The 19,410-nt window shown below is 65.0% G+C and carries 13 protein-coding genes; 6 read left to right on the plus strand and 7 right to left on the minus strand.

What is annotated here, in order from left to right; all coding sequences use genetic code 11:
• Together ABWP09_RS07995 and ABWP09_RS08000 are read left to right on the plus strand one after the other, a co-directional pair.
• Positions 1–3,379 (plus strand): CheR family methyltransferase (locus ABWP09_RS07995; RefSeq protein ID WP_353204616.1); only part of this gene is annotated, 3,379 nt, incomplete at its 5' end.
• Between the two features lie 18 nt (positions 3,380–3,397).
• The gene (locus ABWP09_RS08000) at positions 3,398–3,610 is read left to right on the plus strand and encodes a response regulator transcription factor (RefSeq protein WP_353204617.1); all 213 of its coding nucleotides are present in this window, start codon (positions 3,398–3,400) and stop codon (positions 3,608–3,610) included.
• Between the two features lie 130 nt (positions 3,611–3,740).
• Here the strand turns inward: ABWP09_RS08000 and ABWP09_RS08005 are convergent, their stop codons facing one another.
• Entirely contained in the window at positions 3,741–4,499 is a 759-nt protein-coding gene (locus tag ABWP09_RS08005) for a UTRA domain-containing protein (protein WP_353204618.1), read from the minus strand.
• A 142-nt stretch (positions 4,500–4,641) separates the two neighbouring features.
• Positions 4,642–5,196, minus strand: coding sequence for a phosphonate degradation HD-domain oxygenase (locus ABWP09_RS08010; RefSeq protein ID WP_353204619.1), 555 nt, complete (start codon positions 5,194–5,196; stop codon positions 4,642–4,644).
• A 145-nt stretch (positions 5,197–5,341) separates the two neighbouring features.
• Here ABWP09_RS08010 and ABWP09_RS08015 point away from each other — a divergent pair, with 145 nt between their 5' ends.
• The 3 genes from ABWP09_RS08015 to ABWP09_RS08025 all read left to right on the plus strand — a co-directional run bounded on the left by ABWP09_RS08015 (position 5,342) and on the right by ABWP09_RS08025 (position 9,597).
• Positions 5,342–7,483: a phosphocholine-specific phospholipase C gene (locus ABWP09_RS08015; RefSeq protein WP_353204620.1), complete on the plus strand. Its 2,142-nt coding sequence runs from the start codon at positions 5,342–5,344 to the stop codon at positions 7,481–7,483.
• Positions 7,480–8,247, plus strand: coding sequence for an acid phosphatase (locus ABWP09_RS08020; protein ID WP_353204621.1), 768 nt, complete (start codon positions 7,480–7,482; stop codon positions 8,245–8,247). Before ABWP09_RS08015 ends, ABWP09_RS08020 begins: the two co-directional genes overlap by 4 nt.
• A 75-nt stretch (positions 8,248–8,322) precedes the next feature.
• Positions 8,323–9,597, plus strand: a complete 1,275-nt coding sequence (locus tag ABWP09_RS08025) for a DUF5690 family protein (protein WP_353204622.1) — start codon at positions 8,323–8,325, stop codon at positions 9,595–9,597.
• A 12-nt stretch (positions 9,598–9,609) separates the two neighbouring features.
• On the opposite strand, the gene ABWP09_RS08030 is transcribed toward ABWP09_RS08025, so the two are convergent.
• From ABWP09_RS08030 to ABWP09_RS08050, 5 genes are all read right to left on the minus strand, one after another.
• Positions 9,610–10,569 carry an aspartyl/asparaginyl beta-hydroxylase domain-containing protein gene (locus ABWP09_RS08030; RefSeq protein WP_353204623.1) on the minus strand — a complete coding sequence of 320 codons (960 nt, stop codon included), beginning with the start codon at positions 10,567–10,569 and terminating at the stop codon, positions 9,610–9,612.
• A 3-nt stretch (positions 10,570–10,572) separates the two neighbouring features.
• Positions 10,573–12,492: a sulfotransferase gene (locus tag ABWP09_RS08035; protein ID WP_353204624.1), complete on the minus strand. Its 1,920-nt coding sequence runs from the start codon at positions 12,490–12,492 to the stop codon at positions 10,573–10,575.
• A complete protein-coding gene (locus ABWP09_RS08040; RefSeq protein WP_353204625.1) occupies positions 12,489–13,124 on the minus strand; it encodes an aspartyl/asparaginyl beta-hydroxylase domain-containing protein in 636 nt (211 codons plus the stop codon). Before ABWP09_RS08040 ends, ABWP09_RS08035 begins: the two co-directional genes overlap by 4 nt.
• Positions 13,121–13,759 carry a sulfotransferase family 2 domain-containing protein gene (locus ABWP09_RS08045; protein WP_353204626.1) on the minus strand — a complete coding sequence of 213 codons (639 nt, stop codon included), beginning with the start codon at positions 13,757–13,759 and terminating at the stop codon, positions 13,121–13,123. Before ABWP09_RS08045 ends, ABWP09_RS08040 begins: the two co-directional genes overlap by 4 nt.
• A gap of 79 nt (positions 13,760–13,838) precedes the next feature.
• Positions 13,839–16,661, minus strand: coding sequence for a TonB-dependent receptor (locus ABWP09_RS08050; protein ID WP_353204627.1), 2,823 nt, complete (start codon positions 16,659–16,661; stop codon positions 13,839–13,841).
• 301 nt (positions 16,662–16,962) lie between these two features.
• Here ABWP09_RS08050 and ABWP09_RS08055 point away from each other — a divergent pair, with 301 nt between their 5' ends.
• Positions 16,963–19,062 (plus strand): phosphocholine-specific phospholipase C, encoded by a 2,100-nt coding sequence (locus ABWP09_RS08055; protein ID WP_353204628.1) that lies wholly within the window; start codon positions 16,963–16,965, stop codon positions 19,060–19,062.
• The last annotated feature ends 348 nt before the right edge of the window (positions 19,063–19,410 follow it).

Genomic DNA, 19,410 nt, shown 5'->3' on the forward strand with positions numbered 1-19,410 from the left:
ACTCTACAAGCCCGGCACGCTGCTGCGTCGGATCGAACGCCGGATGGCGCTTGCCAAGCTCGGCCCCGGAGCGATGCCAGACTATTTGGCGCTGTTACGGAAGGATGCGGGCGAGCGCGATTTGCTCGCGGCGGATTTGCTGATCAACGTCACGACCTTCTTCCGCGACCCCAAGACCTTCGCGCTGTTGGAGAGCAAGGTCATCCCCGATCTGATCGCACATCACGGCACCGACGAGCCGCTGCGCGTTTGGGTGGCCGGCTGTAGTACCGGCGAGGAAGCCTATTCGATCGCGATCCTGTTCCTGGAGGCGATCGCCGCGGCCCAACGTCCGATCAAGCTGCAAATGTTCGCGTCCGATGTCGATGCCGAAGCCGTCGCAAAGGCGCGCGAGGGCATCTATCCCGCGACCGTCACCGTCGACATCACTGCGGCGCGATTGAAGCGCTTCTTTGTGGCCAACGAGGCGGGAGACTATTGGGTCAATCCCGATTTGCGCGGTGCGATCGTGTTTACCGTGCAGGACCTTTTGTCCGATCCGCCCTTTTCGCGGCTCGACCTGATCTCGTGCCGCAACGTGCTGATCTATCTAACGCCGCGCGCGCAGGCGAAGGTGATCGCCTTGTTCCATTTCGCGCTGCGCAAACGCGGCGTGTTGCTGCTTGGCAGCGCCGAATCGATCGGCAGTATGGCGGGGCGCTTCGAAACCGTGGCCAAGGCCGAACGAATCTATCGGCAAGTCGGGCAAGGGCGACTGGGTCTGTCAGATTTCGACGTCGAGGCGGCGGCAGACAAGACCGCATTGGAGCGCACGCTGCCCGATAAAGCGCAGATGCGCGCGTCGGGCTTTGCCGATCTGGCGCGACGGACTGTTCTTGAGACGCATGCCCCTGCCGCTGTATTGATCGATCGTGCAGGCAAATGCCTGTATTCGCTGGGCGCCACTGACCGGTATTTGCAGGTCGCTTCAGGCTATCCGACGCACGATCTGCTCGAAATGGCGACACCGGCGCTGCGCGCGAAGCTGCGCTCCGCGATCGGCCGCGTGGGGCCGGACACGCCGCGTGTCTTCATCGGGCATAGCCGGATCGGCAGCACCGCATTTGGCATCGACGTCCAGTCGGTGGTGCACGATGGCGAGGAGCTGTTGCTCGTCGCGTTCATCGACGATCCCGAGCGCGGCGCCGGCACTGCGGCGAAAACGCCGGCCACGAACGCGCGCGTTGGTGATCTCGAACATGAGCTTGCACTGACTCGCGATGAGCTGCGCATCGCGCTGGAGGGCCTGGAAACCTCGAGCCAGGAGAAGAAGGCAATCAACGAGGAGGCGCTTTCGGTCAATGAGGAGTATCAGTCGACCAATGAGGAACTGCTGACCTCGAAGGAGGAATTGCAGTCGCTCAATGAGGAACTGACCGCGCTCAACGGGCAGTTGCAGGAAACGCTGGAACGCCAGCGCTCGACCTCGGACGATTTGCAGAACGTGCTGTATAGCACCGATGTCGCAACGCTGTTTCTCGATCCCGATCTTAGCATCCGCTTCTTCACCCCGGCCACGCGCGCCGTGTTCAACGTGATCCCCGGCGATATCGGACGGCCGCTTGCCGATCTGCGCTCGCTCGCGGTCGACGATCGGCTGACCGATGACGCGCGCGCGGTGTTGATGGGATCTGCCCCGATCGAACAGGAGATCGAAGTGCCGGGCGGCAGCTGGTTCCTGCGCCGCGTTCTGCCCTATCACGCCCATGATGCGCAGATCGAAGGCGTGGTTATCACCTTCACCGACATTACCGAGCGCAAGAATTCGGCCAAGGCGCTGCGCGCCTCGAAGCGCGAGGCGGAACTCGCCAATGTCGCAAAGTCGCGCTTCCTCGCCGCCGCCAGCCACGATCTGCGCCAGCCGCTCCAATCGCTCGCTCTGGTGCAGGCACTGCTGGTGCATTCGGTCGAGGGCGACAAGGTCGGGAAACTCGTCACCCGGCTCGGCCATACAATCGATGCGATGACGGGCATGCTCAATGTCCTGCTCGACATCAACCAGATCGAAGCGGGTGTGGTCGAGCCCCAGCCGATGGATTTCGTCCTGACCGACCTGTTTGGTCGCCTCCGCGAGGAATTCACCTATCAAGCGCAGGCGCAGCGGCTCGATTTGCGCGTGCTGCCGTCCGCGGCGAGCGTCCATAGCGATCCGCGCCTGCTTGAACAAATGATCCGCAACCTGCTGGCCAATGCGATGAAATACACGCGGAGCGGGCGGATCGTGCTCGGCTGCCGCCGCGCGGGCCAGCATTTGCGGATCGAGATATGGGATACCGGCATCGGCATCGCCGAAGCCGATCTGACGGCCATTTTCGATGAATTCCACCAGATCGACAATGCGGCACGCGAACGCAGCAAAGGACTCGGGCTTGGTCTGTCGATCGTGCAGCGGCTCGGCGCGCTGCTCGGCCATGATATCAACGTGAAGTCGCGATTGGGCAGCGGGTCGGTTTTCACGATCGACGTCCCGCTGGCAAAGCGCGCTGCGGCCGCTCCAACCGCTTATTTGTCGCGCGGATTGGAGGCAGGGGCCGCTCCTCTCGGCAAGATCATCATCGTCGAGGACGATCCCGAAGTGCGCGATCTGCTCGAGCAATTGCTGACTGCGGGCGGTCATCGCGTCCGCAAGGCGGCCAATGGCGAGGCGGCGATCGCGCTGGTCGCCAAGGGCGCGATTCGACCCGACCTTGTGCTGACCGATTATAATTTACCCGGTGCGCTGGACGGTCTCGATGTTCTCAACGGCATCCGGGCCGTGCTGCGCGACGCGATTCCCGGCATTATCTTGACGGGTGACATCTCCGATGCGACCCAAGCCCGCATTGCGGCGAATGACTGTGCGCTGTTGAGCAAGCCAGTAAAGCCGCCGGTTTTGGCTGCGACGATCGCCGCGCTGCTCGCACAGGCCAAGGCGCACCCGATCGCACCGTTGGAGCAGAGCGCGGCGTCGGACGCGGTGATCATTCTCATCGATGACGATGCCGATGTTCGCCTGTCGATCCGCGACGTGCTGGAGGACGTTGGCCATGTCGTCGAAGACTATCCCGATGCAGAATCCTACCTCGCTGCGGTTCGTAGCGACCGCGAAGGCTGCATTCTGCTCGACGCGGGGCTACCCGGCATGAGCGGGATCGCCTTGCTCGAGCGGCTTCATGCACGGGGTGATCCGATGCCAACGATCATGCTCGCCGGCAGCAGGGACGTCACGCTGGCGGTGTCGGCAATGAAGGCCGGCGCTTGCGACTTCATCGCGAAACCCGTCAGCCGTACCGCGTTGTTGGAGAGTATCGCACGGGCTTTGGCGCAATCGCATGGTATCGGGGTCGCGCACGCGCTGTAGGAGACAGCCGCCCGCCATATGGCCGAACTGACGCCGCGTCAGCGCGAGATTATGGATCTGGTGCTCGATGGCCAGCCAAGCAAGATTATCGCCGCCGACCTCGGCATCAGCCAGCGCACGGTCGAAAATCACCGCGCCGCGATCATGCACCGGATGGAGGCGAAATCGCTGCCCGACCTCGCGCGTCGCGCGCTCGCCGCCAAATCCAAGGCGCCGACGATCGAGGGATAGCGTTGCGGCGGGCTCGGGCGTGGAGCGCAAGTGGTGTTGCGATGGAGCGGATTGCGCGCGATTCCGTCACTACCTGTCGGGTGAACCGCGACCCTCGCAATCGCAGTGATGGGAAGGCACCGCGCTGGTTTTACCCGCGCACGTCGAGATCGACATGCACGCGGATCGCGTCGTGACGCCAATATTCCTGGTCATATTCGACCACCCGCCCGTCCGCTGCGATGCTGGTGCGTACGACCAGCAGACCAGGCGTCCCTGGTTTGACGCCGAGCGCGTCGGCGGCGAATTTGACCAGGGCACACGGCCGCATGTCGACGCGGTTGCGAACCACGGTGAGCCCGTAAATGCCGGTCAGGATTTGCGTGAGCGACCCGTCGAGCGAATGGTCGGCAAGGCCGGGCGCCAGCGCGGGATCGACGATGATGCGTTCGACCAGCACGGCGCGGCCGTCGATCGAGCGGCGGCGGTGCAAATTGTAGAGCGGCGTGCCGGGGGCGGTGCGGAAAATGTCGGCAACCGCCGGCGGCGCGGGCTCGAGCTCCGTGCTCAGCGTCTCGGTCGCGGGGCTGCGGCCTTGTTCGGCGACATAGGTCATGAAGCCCGCCCAGCGCATCGGATTGTAGGTCACCGCAGGAGGGGAGACGTACCAGCCGCTACGGTCGCGCCGGTAGATCAGGCCTTCGGCTTCGAGCTGGAACAAGGCTTCGCGGATCGTCCCGCGCGCCGCGCCGCTATCCCCCTGAAACTGCCGTTCGGACGGCAGCTTCGATCCCGCCGCGAGCTTGCCCAGTTCAATGCCGCGCGCGATCTTGTCGCGCAGCGCCAGATAGTGCGGGCCGTCGGCAGTATCGCCCTTGGCGATCGGGGTGAGTTCGAGTTGGCTGCGCATATCTGGCTAAAGCTTGGAGGGGGTCGATGGGCGGGTCAAGCGGATCGGCGAAAAGCGGCCAAGGCCGTTCGACGACCACATCTGCGTCGCTTTTTGGTCTACACCAAAAGCGGCGAAAAGCGCCTGATGCGCAGCAGTCGCCTCAGTCGATCGCGCGCAGCTGCGACTGGAGCAGCGGACGATAGCTCGCCAGATCGGGCACATGCCAGTCTGGTTGCTTGCCCATATCGTCGAAGCGGCGCAGCGTTACCGCATCGTCGAAGAACGGCTCGGCTTCAAACGCGCGGATCTCGTCGGCCGTCATGGCGCCACCCTGCAAATCCAGGCTGATCGCTGAGGCGCGGCTGAGCCCGGCAAGATAGCCCGGATCGATCGCGCAGAGATAGCGCTTGGCCGCGACGTGGAGCCGCACCGGTTCGGTTACCGCGCGCGGGAAAAAGCCGCCCAGATATGCCGAACCGGCCTTCTCATGCCGCGCGTCGATCCCGTGCGATGCCGCCGCGTTGCCGGCATCGTCGAGGAATTGACCGACATCGTGCAACAAGGCCGCGACGATCAGCGCGTCCGAACAGCGATCGCGCCGCGCAAGCTGCGCGGTTTGCAGCGCGTGCTGCACCTGCGTCGCGTCCTCGCCATAATGGAGGCTCCCAAATCGCTCAAAAAGATCGAAAATCTGGTCGATTACGGTCTCGGCCATGGTTCCCCGCTGGTTTGTGCACCCGCAATCGGCCACGATCGGCCAATTGCAAGGCTATCCTATTGTCTTAAGATTGTAGCCTAATTGGACTATACCAATTCTTGGCGAGGTAGCGCATTCGCGTCGCCAGGGAAAGGGCGAAGCCATGGATCGGACGACGAGACGGGATTTTTTGCGTGTGGCCAGTGCCGGCGCGGCCGGATCGATGCTGCCGGGTCTGATCAACCGCGCGCTTGCCATTCCGGCGAACCGGGCCACCGGATCGATCCGCGATGTCGAGCATATCGTGATCCACATGCAGGAGAACCGCTCCTTCGATCATTATCTCGGCATGTTGAACGGCGTGCGCGGCCTCGGCGATCCGCGCCCGCTGCGCTTGCCCGGCGGCCGCAGCGTGTTCGCGCAGCCGTCGCACCAGCACCCCGACGGCTATGTCCTGCCATTCCACGGCGATTCGACGACGACACGATCGTTCAAGGTCGATGGGGCCGAACAGTCGCATCAGGAGAATGTGCATATCTTCAATCGTGGCCGCTATGATCGCTGGGGCCATAACGGGACGCTCCACACCCGCATGCTGCATTATACAGCGAGCGACTTGCCCTTTTATTACGCGCTCGCCGACGCCTTCACCGTGTGCGACGCCTATCATTGCTCGACGCTGACGCAGACCTATCCCAACCGGCTGCACGTGTTCACCGGGTGCAATGGCGGCGGCGGCGTCGGCGGCGACCCCGAGATGAGCAATTACGGCGAAGACGAAACGCCAAGCGCCGACATGGCGGAAGACCATGCGCTGCGCGACGGGGCCTATCACTGGACGACCTATGCCGAGCGGCTCGAGGCGGCTGGGGTCAGCTGGAAGGTCTATCAGGAATATGACAATTTCGGCGACAATCTGCTGTCGGTGTTCCCGCCGTTTCGCCCGGCGCCCAAGGATTCGCCGCTCTATCAGCGCGGCCGATCGTGGGTCAGCGAGCATGCTGACGGCGCGGACCGCACGCGCTCGGACGGCGAGCAACTCGTCGCCGCCTTCCGCCGCGATGTGGAGGCGGGCACGCTGCCGCAAGTCTCGTGGATCGTCACCGCCGCCGATCTGTCCGAACATCCCACGGCCGAACCCGCCAAGGGTGAACACGTCTCGGCCAAGCTGATCGAAGCGCTGGTCGACAATCCCGAAGTCTTCGCCAAAACCGCGTTCCTGCTCATCTATGACGAGGCTGGCGGCTTTTACGATCACGCCCCGCCGCCGGTCCCGCCGGTCGTTGGGTATCGCGGGCACAGCACCGTGCCGATCGCCGGCGAGACCAAGGATTATGGCACGCGCGACGTGCTCGAGCCGGGCAAGCATCCGATCGGTCTCGGCATTCGCACCCCGACGATCGTCGTTTCGCCGTGGAGTCGCGGCGGCTATGTCTGCTCGGAATTGTTCGATCATACCTCGGTGCTGCAGTTCGTCGAACAGCGCTTCGGCGTGCGCGAGCCCAATATCAGCGCGTGGCGGCGATCGGTGTGCGGCGATTTGACCTCGGTGTTCGACTTTGCCGATCCGGATCGCGCCGCGGCGCTGAAATTGCCGACCACCGATGATTTTGCCGAACGCGTGGCGCGGTCGCTGGCGGGGCCGGTCAACACGATCCCCGCGACGCAGACGCCCACCACGCAAATGCCGGGCCAGCGCTGGCATCGCCCGCTGCCCTATGCGCTCGACGTGGTCGCCGGGGTGACGCCCGAGCGGCGGATGCGGATCGAGCTGATCAATCGCGGTGCTGTCGGCGCGACCTTCACGGTGCATGACAATCATGACGCGCAGGAACCGTGGCACTATACGATCGGCGCGGGCGAGCGCTTCGCCAGCGAGCAATGGCACGATGCCGGGCCGATTGACGGTTACGACCTCACGCTGCGCGGGCCCAATGGCTTGTGGCAGCGCTTCGCCGGGTCGCTCGCCCGCGTCGCCCCGCGGGCAGAGGCGCTGTTGATCCCGCGGCCCACGGAGCGCGCGGTCGATCTGCTGCTGCGCAATGGCGGTACGGTGCCGCTGACCTTCACGATTGCGCTCGACGCCGCCTATCCGACGCAAAGCGCGCGGACGCGGACGGTCTCGGTCGCGCCGGGCAAGCAAGTCAGCGACCTGTGGCGGCTCGACGCGAGCGATACTTGGTATGATCTGACCGTGACGCTGGCGGAGGACAGCGCGTTCCTGCGGCGCTTCGCCGGGAAGGTCGAGACCGGGCATGCGAGCCGTACCGATCCTGGCATTGGCGTCCTGCGGATCACGGCATGACGCCGCCGCGCCGCATGCTGTTGCTCGCCGCCTTGCTGACGCTGGTGGCGAGCGGCCAGGCCGAGGATCGCGGGCCCTATGTTTCGCCCGATCGTGTACCCGATGGCGTGGCGATCCTGCCGCCCCCGCCCGCGCCGGGCAGCGCCGCCGCGCGGGCCGACCGCGCGATCTTCGACGCCACGCGTGCGCTGCGCGACACGCCGCGCTGGCGCATCGCGACCGAGGATGTCGGCAACGCGCCGCTCGACCGCTTTGCGTGCGCGCTGGGCGTCGCGCTCACGCCTGCCTGCGCGCCCGCGCTCGCACGATTGCTCGACCGCGCGGGAACGGGCGATCTCGTGAACCGCGTCAAAGCGCAGTACCGCACGCGGCGCCCCTATCTCGACAGCGATGCACCGATTTGCGAGCCCAAGACGGCGCATCTTGCGCAAAACGGCGATTATCCCTCGGGGCACGCTGCCAATGGCTGGCTTGAGGGGCTGATCCTGGCCGAATTGATGCCCGCGCGCGCGACCGCTATCTTCGCCCGCGCCCGCGCCTATGGCGAGAGCCGCGCGGTGTGTGGCGCGCATACGCTCAGCGCGGTGCAGGCCGGCTGGATGGCGGGATCGGTGATGTTCGCGCAGATCAACGCCAGCCCCGCCTTCCAGCGCGACATGACAGCCGCGCGGCGCGAGCTGATGTCGATCGGCCCGCGATCGGCTGCGCCCGATCGCGCGCAATGCCAAGCGGAACACGTGGCGCTCGCTGCGCGGCCGTGGTGACTTGACCGCACGCCCGCTGTCACGAAACTGCCCTTACGCTGGTTCACACCAGTCCCACCACATCGCAGGATTGCCATGCCCTCCGCACAACCCAAAGCCGGTGCCACCCCTCCGCTGACGCTCCTGCTCGGCGGGCTGGCCGCGTTCGGTGCCTATTTCGCGATGTATGCCTTTCGCAAGCCGTTCGCGGCGGCGACCTTTGGCGATGTCGACGGCTGGCATTTCTCGATCGATTATAAGACCGCGCTGCTGATCGCGCAGGTCTTCGGCTATGCGCTGTCCAAGCTGATCGGGGTGCGCGTGATCGCCGAGTTCGGCCGCCAGGGCCGCGCGAAGCTCATTTTCGCGCTGATCGCCGCGTCGTGGCTGGCGCTGGTGCTGTTCGCGCTGGTGCCGGCGCCGTGGAACGTCGCCTGCCTGTTCCTAAACGGCCTGCCGCTCGGCATGATCTGGGGGCTGGTGTTCAGCTATGTCGAGGGCCGCCGCGTGTCGGAGTTGCTCGGCGCGATGCTGTGCGCGAGCTTCATCATTTCGTCGGGCGTGGTGAAATCGGTCGCGACGTTGTTTCTGCAAGCGGGCGTCACCGAAAGCTGGATGCCGGCGGTGACCGGCGCGGCGTTCTTGCCGGTGTTGCTGGTGTCGCTGTGGTGGCTGGAGCGGATGCCGCCCCCCGATGCGCGCGACGAGGCCGAGCGCACCGTGCGCGTGCCGATGCTGCACGCCGACCGCGCCGACTTCCTGCGCGCGCATGGTCTGTCGCTCGTGCTGCTGGTCATGGGCTATGTCCTGCTGACGGCGATCCGCGATTTCCGCGACAATTTCGCCGCCGAGCTGTGGACTGCGATGGGCTATGGCGGTGCGGCGGCCATGTTCTCGGCAAGCGAGCTTCCGGTGGCGGTGATCAGTCTGGCCGGGCTCGCCGCGCTGATGCTGGTGCGCGACAATATGCGCGCGCTGCTCGCGATGCACGGGATCATCATCCTCGGCGCGCTGTTGCTCGGGCTGTCGACGCTGGCCTTTCAAGCGGGGCTGCTCGGGCCGCTGCCGTGGATGATCCTCGGCGGCGCGGGGCTGTATCTCGCTTATACCCCGTTCAATGCGATGCTGTTCGACCGGATGATCGCGGCGATCGGCAAGCCGGGCAATGCCGGTTTCCTGATCTACCTCGCCGATGCGTCGGGCTATGCCGGCAGCGTGGCGCTGTTGCTGTTCCGCAGCCTGTTCGCGCCCAAGATGGACTGGCTGCGCTTCTTCATCGGCATTTCCTATGCGACCGCGGTGGCGGTCGGCCTGCTGACGCTGCTCTCCGCGATCGGCTTTGCGCTGCGCAATCGCCCCGCGAACGCATAGCGTCCCGGCTGGCTAGGACCGGAGCGCCGCGCCGTCGTCCGCCACCAGATGCTGGAGCACGCGCTTTTCGAGCACCAGCACGGCGCTGGCACCGTTGGTGCGCATGATCACGCTGTTGCCGAACGGCTGGGCCGCCGCGCGCACCGCCGACGCCAAGCGCACGAACTCAGGTCGCGACCGCCCGCTGACGCCGTGCAGCGCACAGAGCTGCCGCCAGTCGCGCACGAAACTTTCCAGCAGGGTGCCGAACTGCGTAGCGCGCGCTGTGGCGTCGGCGGTGTCGGTCGCGCCCGCCAATTCCGCGCGCAAATCGTCGAGCAGGAACTGCACTTCGGCGGCGGGCATGATCGGCGCGCGCTGGTCGCCTTCACACAGCAATTGCGGACGGCCCGCGGGGTTCCAGGCGAGCGTGCGCCACTGCGCGCGCGGGGGAACGGGCCCGCACGCGAATTGCCAGAACGCCGCCGTGCCGGTGGTGTCCGCAACCAGATGGATTCGGTCGGCACTGGCCCCGTTCTCGACATGGTGCCGCCGCCAATTGTCGAAGATCCACGCTTCACCGGCGGCCATGTGGACCGATTGCCCGTCGCAGTGGAAGCGCACTTCCGGCCAGGTGACGATCGGAATGTGCACCCGCACGCGCGAATGCCAGTGGTAATTGATGTCGGCATGTTCGGGCACGCGCGCACCGGCGGCGAGGCGCATCAGCCGCGACCGGCTCCACACCACGCCAAAACCGCCGAGGACTTGCTGCAAATACGGCATTTCGGCCAGCCAGCGCGTCGGTACCATCTGTCCCGCGTGCGAGTCGGTCTCGCCACCGTCGACGCTGATCAACCGCGCGGCGCTGTTGCCGGGCACGCCGTCGGGATGCGGCACCCATGCCGCGGCCGGCAAGGCGGCGACTTCGGTCTGGAGCCGCGCGACGTCGAAGAGCACGGGAAGCTGAAAGAACGGGCGCGAGAGTCGCATGGCTCAGCTCCTATCGTCGGTCACGGCATCGCCCAGCGTGTCGCGCAAGCGGCCAAGCCAGGGTGCATAATGGCGCCATTGCGTCAGCCCGTCGCGGCCGATCGGTTGGCGCACTTGCTCGGAACTGGAGGTGCGCACGCTGCGCTCTGTCGTGTAAAAGGCAATGCAGGCGGGCTCGAATGCGAGGCCGCCATGCGCCAAGAGCCGCCGCACGCTGGTATTCAAGTCGTCGACGACGTCCTCATAGCGGAGGCGCAGCACGCGGCCCGGCAGCACCGCGTCCCAATGGCGCATCATGTCGCGATAGGCACGATAGTAATGCGCGATGTCATCGAGGCCGTAGCTGAATTCTTGATTCGTCGTGCCGAACAATTGTTTGAAGTTGCTGAAGCCGCACGCCAACGGTTCGCGCCGCACATCGATGATCGTCGCATTCGGCAGGATCAGGTGGATCAACCCGATCTGCCAGAAATTGTTGGGCATCTTGTCGATGAAGAACGGCCGGTCCGTCCGGCGATAGGCGCCGGTGTCGGACAGGAAGCGCGCGCCGAGCGCGCTGGCATCGGCTGCGGTCAAGCGCTCCAGCGCCTCCGCGTGCAGCGGCAGGCCGCTCTCCGGGTCGCTGCCGCACAATTCGGCCGCGTATCGGCTAATTTCGGTGAGTTCCTGCGTGCCCTCGACGTGCGAATGCGATGCCAGGATTTGCTCGATCAGGGTCGAGCCCGAGCGCGGCAACCCGACCAGGAAGATCGGCGCGGGATCGGCCACGCCCCAGCCGGCGCGCGCGGCGAAGAAATCGACGGTTAAGGTCTGGGTCATGCGCTGCGCGCACGCGTGCGCGGCGTGCGGGCGATAGCGGCTGGTGCGGCGGCGCAGCGCGTTGCCGCGCGCGTAATAGGCCCAGGATTCGGCGAAATCGGCGCGATCCTCAAGGGCCTTGCCCAGCGCGAAACACAGATAGATGCAGTCGAGCTCCGCAACATCGGGCGCCGCCTCCGCCGCGCGCAGCCGCGCAACCTCCGTGTCGCTGAAACGATACGTCTTCAAATTGGCGAGCCCGAACCACGCAACGCCATAGTCGCTGCGCGCCGCCAGCGCGGCATGGTAGTTCGCAATCGCTTCGTCGCGCCGCCCGACAATCTTCAGCGCATTGGCCCGCCACAGCCGCAATTCGGCGATTTCGGTTGCCGATTTCGGCGGGTCGGCGAGCAGCCGCGCATACAGATCGATCACGGCCTCATGGTCACCCAGGCCGACACACGCCGCGCCATAGAGCTTGAGGTAGGCGCGGTTCTCCGAATCGTGGCGGAGCAAATGCTCAGCCTCCTGCCGCGCCGCGCAGTGTTTTTGCTGGTGCAGGAGCAGCATCGCATAATCGAGCCGCGCCGCGTCATAGTCCGGCGCGCGATCGAGCATCGCGCGCAGCAACGCCTCGGCCTCTTCGATCGCGCCGCGATCCGAGCAGAGCCGCGCCAACAAGCGCTGCGCGCCGACATTGCCCGCATCTTTGTGCAGATAGTCGCGCAGGATCGCCTCGGCGGGCGCTGCAGCGCCATCCGCAATCAAGCTGTTCGCCGCCACGATCGCCGCAGGCAGCTGCCGCAGCGTTGCCAGATGCTGCGCCGCGGTTGCCGCCTGGGCGGTGTCGCCGCCCATACGGTATAGCTGTTCGAGCATGTCCCAGCTTGCCGGTAGCGTCGGGTTGAGGCGCACCGCTTCGTGCAGCGCGGCGATGGCGCGCGGCGCATCGCGCAACAGGACGAAGCACTGGCCGCGTTCCTGATGCAGACGGCTGAACTGCGGATGCAGCGCCTCCAGCCGCGCCAGTGTCGCCAGCGCTTCGGGCAGGCGGTTGCGCCCGCGCTGCTCGCGCGCTTGCTCTAACAGCGCATCGCGATCGCCCAGGCCATCAGGGGCGGTCACCGCGCCGCGCCGTGCCGCAGGAACGGCTCCAGCCACTCGGGGTCGGGCTGGTCGGCATCATAATATTCGAACACCAGATGCACCCGATCGCTCGACCCGCCGTTGCGCACCCAATGCGGACTTAGATTTGCGACCTCTACCGCCTCGCCGGCCGCAAAATGGAGGTCTTGTCCGCCAAAGTTCGAAACCACCGCGGGATTCGTGAGGATCGGGACGTGGATTTTGTGCGGCCATTTGGCGGCGGGATTGGCATCGATATGGGGGTGGATCACCCCGCCGGCCGGCATCCGCGCCAGCATCACGCGCGGAAACACCCCGCGGGCATAACCATAATCGCGCACGGCTTGCGCCAGCACCGGCTCGAGCACGGTGCGCCAGTCCCGCCACGCGGGGCGATCGTGCGAGCCGCGCCAATCGTGCGGATGGTCGATGAAGCGAAAGACGATGTGGCGCGTCCGGTCGAGCGCTTCGAACTTGTTCGGCTTGGCCGCATTCTCCGCATCCCATATCGCCTCCGGGATCGCCAGCACGGCGGTGCGCAGCGCGCCGATGTCGACGCGGCCAAGCGCGCGGACCGCCGTGGTTTTGCGCGGGTTGGCGGCGGGGCGGGCGGTGGCAGGGAGGGGGGTCATCGCACCCCGTCGAAGCCGTAGCCGAACAGCGCGAGATCCTGTGCGTAGCGCGCGGCGACGCCGGCCATCAAGGCTTCGTCATAATAGCTGCGATAGTCGCCGTGGCGACTGTCATTGACGCGGTCGAGCGCGCGCGCAGGGATTCCGATCCGCGCGCAGATCGCGTCGTAAGAGTGCTGCATGTCCTCGACCCGCCCGATCAGGTCGGTCGACAGCGTCGCGCCATCCGCGCCCAGCAGCAGCGCGGCTTGCGGCTGGAACAGGATATGCTGCTCGGGCGGTTGCTCGAACAAGAAGTGGTGCATCACCGCGCGCGGCCGCCGCTGAAAATCGTCGCCGCCGCGCAGCATGAAGGCACAATAGGAAACGAAGCGGTCGTACGGATTGCGCACGAACGCGAATTTGAAATAGTCGCCAAAAGCCGCCTCCCCCAGATAGGGGCGTACCTGTTGCAGCGACAGGTGGCCATGCCGGATCGCCGCCAGCGCGGGCCACGGGAAGCGCTTGTCGACGAACAGCCCGACCTGCTCGAGATCCCCGTCGACAAGGTGCTCGCGCAGCGCTTGCCGCACGGCATGAGTCCCCGTTTTCGGCACCGCTGCGAACAGGAAGCGGTGGTGATGGGAGATGATCACGCTGTGTCGCACTCCGCTTGGTGGCATCGGTAGGGCACTCCGCCTCGTGGCGAGGCGAGGTGCCCTAAATGCCGTCGTATCAGAACTTAAAGCCGAACCCGGCCATATACGTCGTGCCGCTTTGCGTCTGGTTGTAAAGATAGCGGTTCTGCCCCCAGAACTGCGTGTCTTTCTGGTTCGTGAGGTTGATCGCGTTGAAGGTAATTTGGAGCTTATCGGTGACCTTCACGAAAGCCGCGGCATCGATATAGGTGCTCGCCTCGAAGCCGCGGGTATCGGCGCTCATCGGGTCGGTGCTGGTGCCGGTGAACCAGCGGCTGCGGTGGCTGAGCGATCCGCGCACGCCCCACAGACTGGTATCGTAATAGAGCGTCGCATTGTAGCTCGTCTTCGAAAAGCCGGTGATCTCCTTGGGCGTATCGACATAGGTGAAGTTGCCGGTCATGCCGAAATTGTCGAACGGTGCCGGCAGGAACGAAAACTGCGCCTGTGCCGAGAGTTCGACGCCTTTCAACGTCTTCGTGCCCGCGATATTGATCGGCATCGAGAATTCCGCGACATTGGTGTTGGCCGTCGCACCCGGAATCGTGCTCGATGGAACCCCGGTCTGGCTGAACGGGATGTTCGTCAGCGTTTCCGAACTGATGAAGTTCGTCACCCATTTCTGGAACACGCTGACCGACAGCAAGCCGACCTTGCCGAAATAATATTCCACCGCCAGATCGAGCGATTTATCCTTGAACGGCTTTAGGTTGGGGTTGCCGCGCGATGCCGTGATCTTGCCATTCTCCGCGAACGCACTGCCCTTGGCGGCAATCGAATCGAGGCTCGGGCGGTTGATGTTTTCGGACGCGGCGAAGCGCACCAGCACATCCGGCGTCAGGTCGAACACTGCGTTCAACGCCGGCAAGACGCCCGTATAGCTGCCGGCCACGTCGGTCGTGCCGAGATAGGCATAGCTGTCGCCCTGGATCCAGCCGGTGCTGTGCGTCTTGGTATGATAGCCGCGCACGCCGATATTGCCGCGGAAGCGGTTGCCGAACAGGTGGCTATCCCAATCGGCCTGCAAATAGCCGGAAAAGGTGGTTTCGGTGGTGGTGTAGACGTTCTCAATGTCCTGCAGCGCGCCGCCGGTTCCGTCGGCTTTGGGCGCGAGGCGGTGATACTCTTTGTACTTCGCAAAGCCCTTGTCGTAATTGCCGACCAGCCACGACCCCGAATTGTTCGTAAACACATCGGTGATGTCGGCGACCGACGTGCCGCGCGTTATCGCGGTGGTGCCGTTTGCCCCGCCATCATAATAATAGCTCGCCCCGTCCTGCCAGAAGCGGTGATAGGCGGCACCGGCGCGCAACGCCCACACGTCATTGACCTTGTACGTCGCGTTGAGCACGCCCTCTTGCAGTTCCGACGCATTGTAGAAGGCGCGATAGTAGAAATTGTCCATCGCGTAATTGGCCGGGTTGGTGAGATCGGTACCCGGATAGGAGAACGTAGCCGAGCGGCCGTCAGCGCCGTAATCGGCAACCAGATTGCCCTTGGCGCGCATGTAGAATTTGTCGTCATAGGGCGTGTCGTAGGTCGATTTTTCGTAGCCGCCATGCCCGTCGATCGTGAGGCGGTCGGTCACGTTCCACTTGCCGGTCAGCACAGCCTGGTTGAACTTGTTCTTGTTCAACTCGCGGCGATGCTCGCTGCCGAGCGTGACGTTGCTGGCATCGGTGCGGGTTACATAATTGCTGCCGTCGACCGTAAAGTCGTTGAGGATCGTCGCCTTCTGGAACTGCGACGGCCACGGGCTGCCCTTCGCGGTGTCGAGCGTGGTCGAGCCGAAGCCGTTGAGCGGTCGCGTCGCGAGGTGCAGTTCGTCACGGTGCGTGGTGAATTCGCTATGCAGCACATCGAGCGTCAGCAGCAGATTGTCGGCTGGATTCCACTGCACTGCGGCGGTGACGCCGAGCCGCTCCATATCCGCATTCCATGAGGAGATGCGGTTGCCGTCGGCGAAATAGAGGTCGCCGGCGAGGAACCTGGTTTGCTTCGCGGTAGAGAGGTGCGAAATGTCGAGCCCGGCATTGACCAGATTGACGGCATCGCCCGTTGCAACGCCATTGACCATTTCGGTCTTGCCGAGATGCGCATAATTATAGGTATTATGGCCTTGCTCGGTGGTCTTGCGCTTGGAATAGGCGACCGACACGGCGACGCCGAAGCGGTTGTCCCAATTCTGGCTGAGGAAGCCGACGAGGCGCGGCTGCGCATCCTTGGTATATTGATTGGTCCCGAGCTTGCCCGAGATCGCGCCGGTCAGGCCCGGCTTGGCATCGAACGGCTTGCCGGTGAACAGCCCGACCGTGCCGGCCATCCCGCCTTCATTCTGGGCCGCCTGGAAGGTTTTTTCGACTTCGACCTTGGAGAACAGTTCCGAGGCGAAAATGTTGAAATCGAACGCGCGGTCGCGTGAACGCTGGCCGCGGCTGTCTTGCGCCGAATCGACGTTGCCCAGCACTTCCATGCCGTTGAGCTGCACGCGCGAGAAATCCGCGCCAAGCCCGCGCAAGGAGATCCGCCGACCCTCGCCGGCTTCACGCGTGATTTGCACGCCCGGCAAGCGCTGGAGCGACTCGGCGAGGTTGAGTTCGGGAAATTTGGCGATGTCTTCGGCGACGATCACATCCTTCTGGATCACCGCTTCGCGCTTGATCGTGCGCGCGTCGCGCAGCGATTTGCGGTAGCCGGTCACGACGATCTCGGCGTCCTGGGTGGTGGTCGCTGGTGGATCGACCGCGACTTGCGCGAGCGCGACGCGCGGAAACGCGAGCGCGACCACCACGGCAACCGTCGCCAGTAACAGACTCTTATAGTTGGGGCGTTGGCCCCGAATCGCATTGTTGGTAATCATGAAATGCCCCCGCCACCTGGTATGAACCAGACGCCCTTGCGCAGAATGTCGCGTCAACTCTGTGACAATCGCGGAGAAAATGATTCTCGATCACACTTTTCTGCTGAAACGCGGGTCGGAACGCCGTGCGGTTGCGGCGCGCGCGGCATCGGTCCCCGCGCACGTTTCACCGTCATGCAATCGCCATATCGATGGTCTAGACCTGTAAGCATGATGAGGCCTGTCTCGCGCGGTGATCGCGGCGACGCCCGCGTCGGGTTGGCGCCAGGTCGACCGCGAGCTTAATGCCGGGAGCTTAATGATGGTGACGATGCAGGATCGACGCAGTTTCATCCGCGCGATGATGGCGACGGCGGGGGCGGCGGCGAGCTTTACGCCCGCGATCGCGCGCGCGCTGGAAATTTCGGCCGATCGCCGCACCGGCACGATTCAGGACGTCGAGCATGTCGTGATCCTCACGCAGGAGAACCGCTCGTTCGACCATTATTTCGGCGCGATGCGCGGCGTGCGCGGCTTTGGTGACCGTTTCGCCATTCCCGCCCCGCCGCTCGCAGGCGCGCCGGGGCGCACCGTTTTGCTCCAGCCCAACGAACATCCCGGCGCCGACCCGGCGTTCATCGCGCCGTTTCGGCTCGATACTTCGGTCGATTTCCGCCGCTATCGTCCGCCGGGCACGCCGCATGGCTTCACCGACAGCCAGGCCGCATGGGACAATGGCCGGATGGGCGCGTGGCCGCAGCACAAGCACAATCACGCCATGGCGCATTTCACGCGCGAGGATCTGCCCTTCCAATATGCGCTGGCTGAGGCCTTCACGCTGTGCGACGCCTATCACAGCGCGATGCACCTGTGCACCAACCCCAACCGGCTCTATGTCTGGACCGGGACGCACGATCCCCTGGGCAAGGGCAATGGCCCGGCGATCGACAATGGCTATGACAGCATCGGTGCCGATCCGCTGAAGCACGGCGGCTATCGCTGGACGACCTATCCCGAGCGGTTGATGGCGGCCGGGATCGGCTTCCAAATCTATCAGGACATGGCCGACAATTTTACCGACAACCCGCTGGTCGGCTTCCAGCGCTATCGCCAGGAGCAAAGCGCGGACGCCGCGGGCCTGCTCGCGCGCCGGACGATGACGACGCGCACGCTCGACGATTTGCGCGCGGACGTGCGCGACAAGCGCTTGCCGCCGGTTTCGTGGATCATCGCGCCCGAAGCGCTGTCGGAACATCCGAGCGTTTCCACCCCGCTGCAAGGCGGCGATTATACCGCGCGCGTGCTCGATGCGCTCACCGCCAATCCCGAGGTGTGGGCGCGCACCGTGCTGCTGCTCAATTTCGACGAGAATGACGGCTTGTTCGACCATGTCCCGCCGCCCGCTCCCCCTGCACGCGTGGCGGGGCGGATGGTTGGCGCGACGACGATTGCGGCGGATGACGAATATCACGTCCACAGCCAAAAGCCCGACGATGCGGCCTATCTGGACCGGCCGTACGGGCTTGGCCCGCGCGTTCCGCTTTATGTCATTTCGCCGTGGAGCAAGGGCGGGCATGTCGCGTCCGAAGTGTTCGACCACACCAGCATCTTGCGCTTCCTCGAAACGCGCTTCGGCGTCCACGAACCCAATATCAGCGCGTGGCGGCGCGCGGTCTGCGGCGACCTGACCTCCTGTTTCGATTTCAGCGCGCCCGACACCGTTGATTTTATGACGACGCTGCCGGGTACCGCCGCTTTGTCGGCGCGCGCGGCGCAGTTGAAGGAGAGCCAGCCGCCGCTGCCGGTTGCGACGGTCGCGCCCGTCCAGGAAACCGGGATCCGGCGGCGGCGGGCGACCCCGTACGATCTCGACGCCCGGTTGCGGGTCGCGGGGGACAGCGGCACCTTGGTCTTTGCCAACCATTCGGCGCTGCGCGCTGCGGTCTTCCATGTCTATGACGTGACGCGCCTGGACGAGGTCCCGGCACGTTATACCGTCGGGGCCGGGCAAGTGCTGGCCCATACGCTGCCGGCGGCAGGCGCGGGCGTGGACCTGTTCATTGTGGGACCCAACGGCTTTCATCGCCGGTTGCGCGGGCGAAGCGATGTTTTTTCGATCAGCATCGTGGCCCGCGGCGCTGGTCCTCCTGCACTTCGCGTGGAAAATCTTACCGCCGCCGCGCTCTCGATCGAAATGACCGACATGGCCTATGGCGTCGCGCCGGCTTCGATCATGCTTGCGGCGGGTGCCACGCGCAGCATCCCGCTTGATCTGTACAAAAGCCATGGGTGGTATGATCGCAACTTTACGGCCGGCGGGCAGGCGTGGCGGACGGCGGGCCGTGTCGAGGATGGCAAGGCGTCCTATTCGGATCCCGCCGCGGGCGGGCCGGGGCCACTTCGGCTGGCGTCGCCAGCCTAGTCGGCGGCCCGGAGCGGGACTGCCGGCCTAGGGGCGTCCAGAAAGCGTCGCGTGCTGGACGTCTCGCGGAGACTGTCACAAAGTCCGGCCCCATCGCGTGCTCGGCGATCAGCCGCCGATAACGCCGGTAGACCGGTCCGCGGCACATGGCGCGCTTTGACCGGCAGAAATCTGATACTGCCGGGCCGCGTAGCCCAAGCCCAGGTCGCAGCGCACTTGGCTGCGCAAGGCCCGATGTCGGGATCGACATGATGGCGCGCAGCTCTTCAAACTGCCGGACCGGATGATCGGCAAGGCGGATCATTATAGGAATCGGTCAAGCGGCCGAGTTCGCCTGCTGCGCGAGCG

It is taken from the genome of Sphingomonas sp. (genome assembly GCF_040398505.1).
Taxonomy (GTDB): domain Bacteria; phylum Pseudomonadota; class Alphaproteobacteria; order Sphingomonadales; family Sphingomonadaceae; genus Sphingomonas.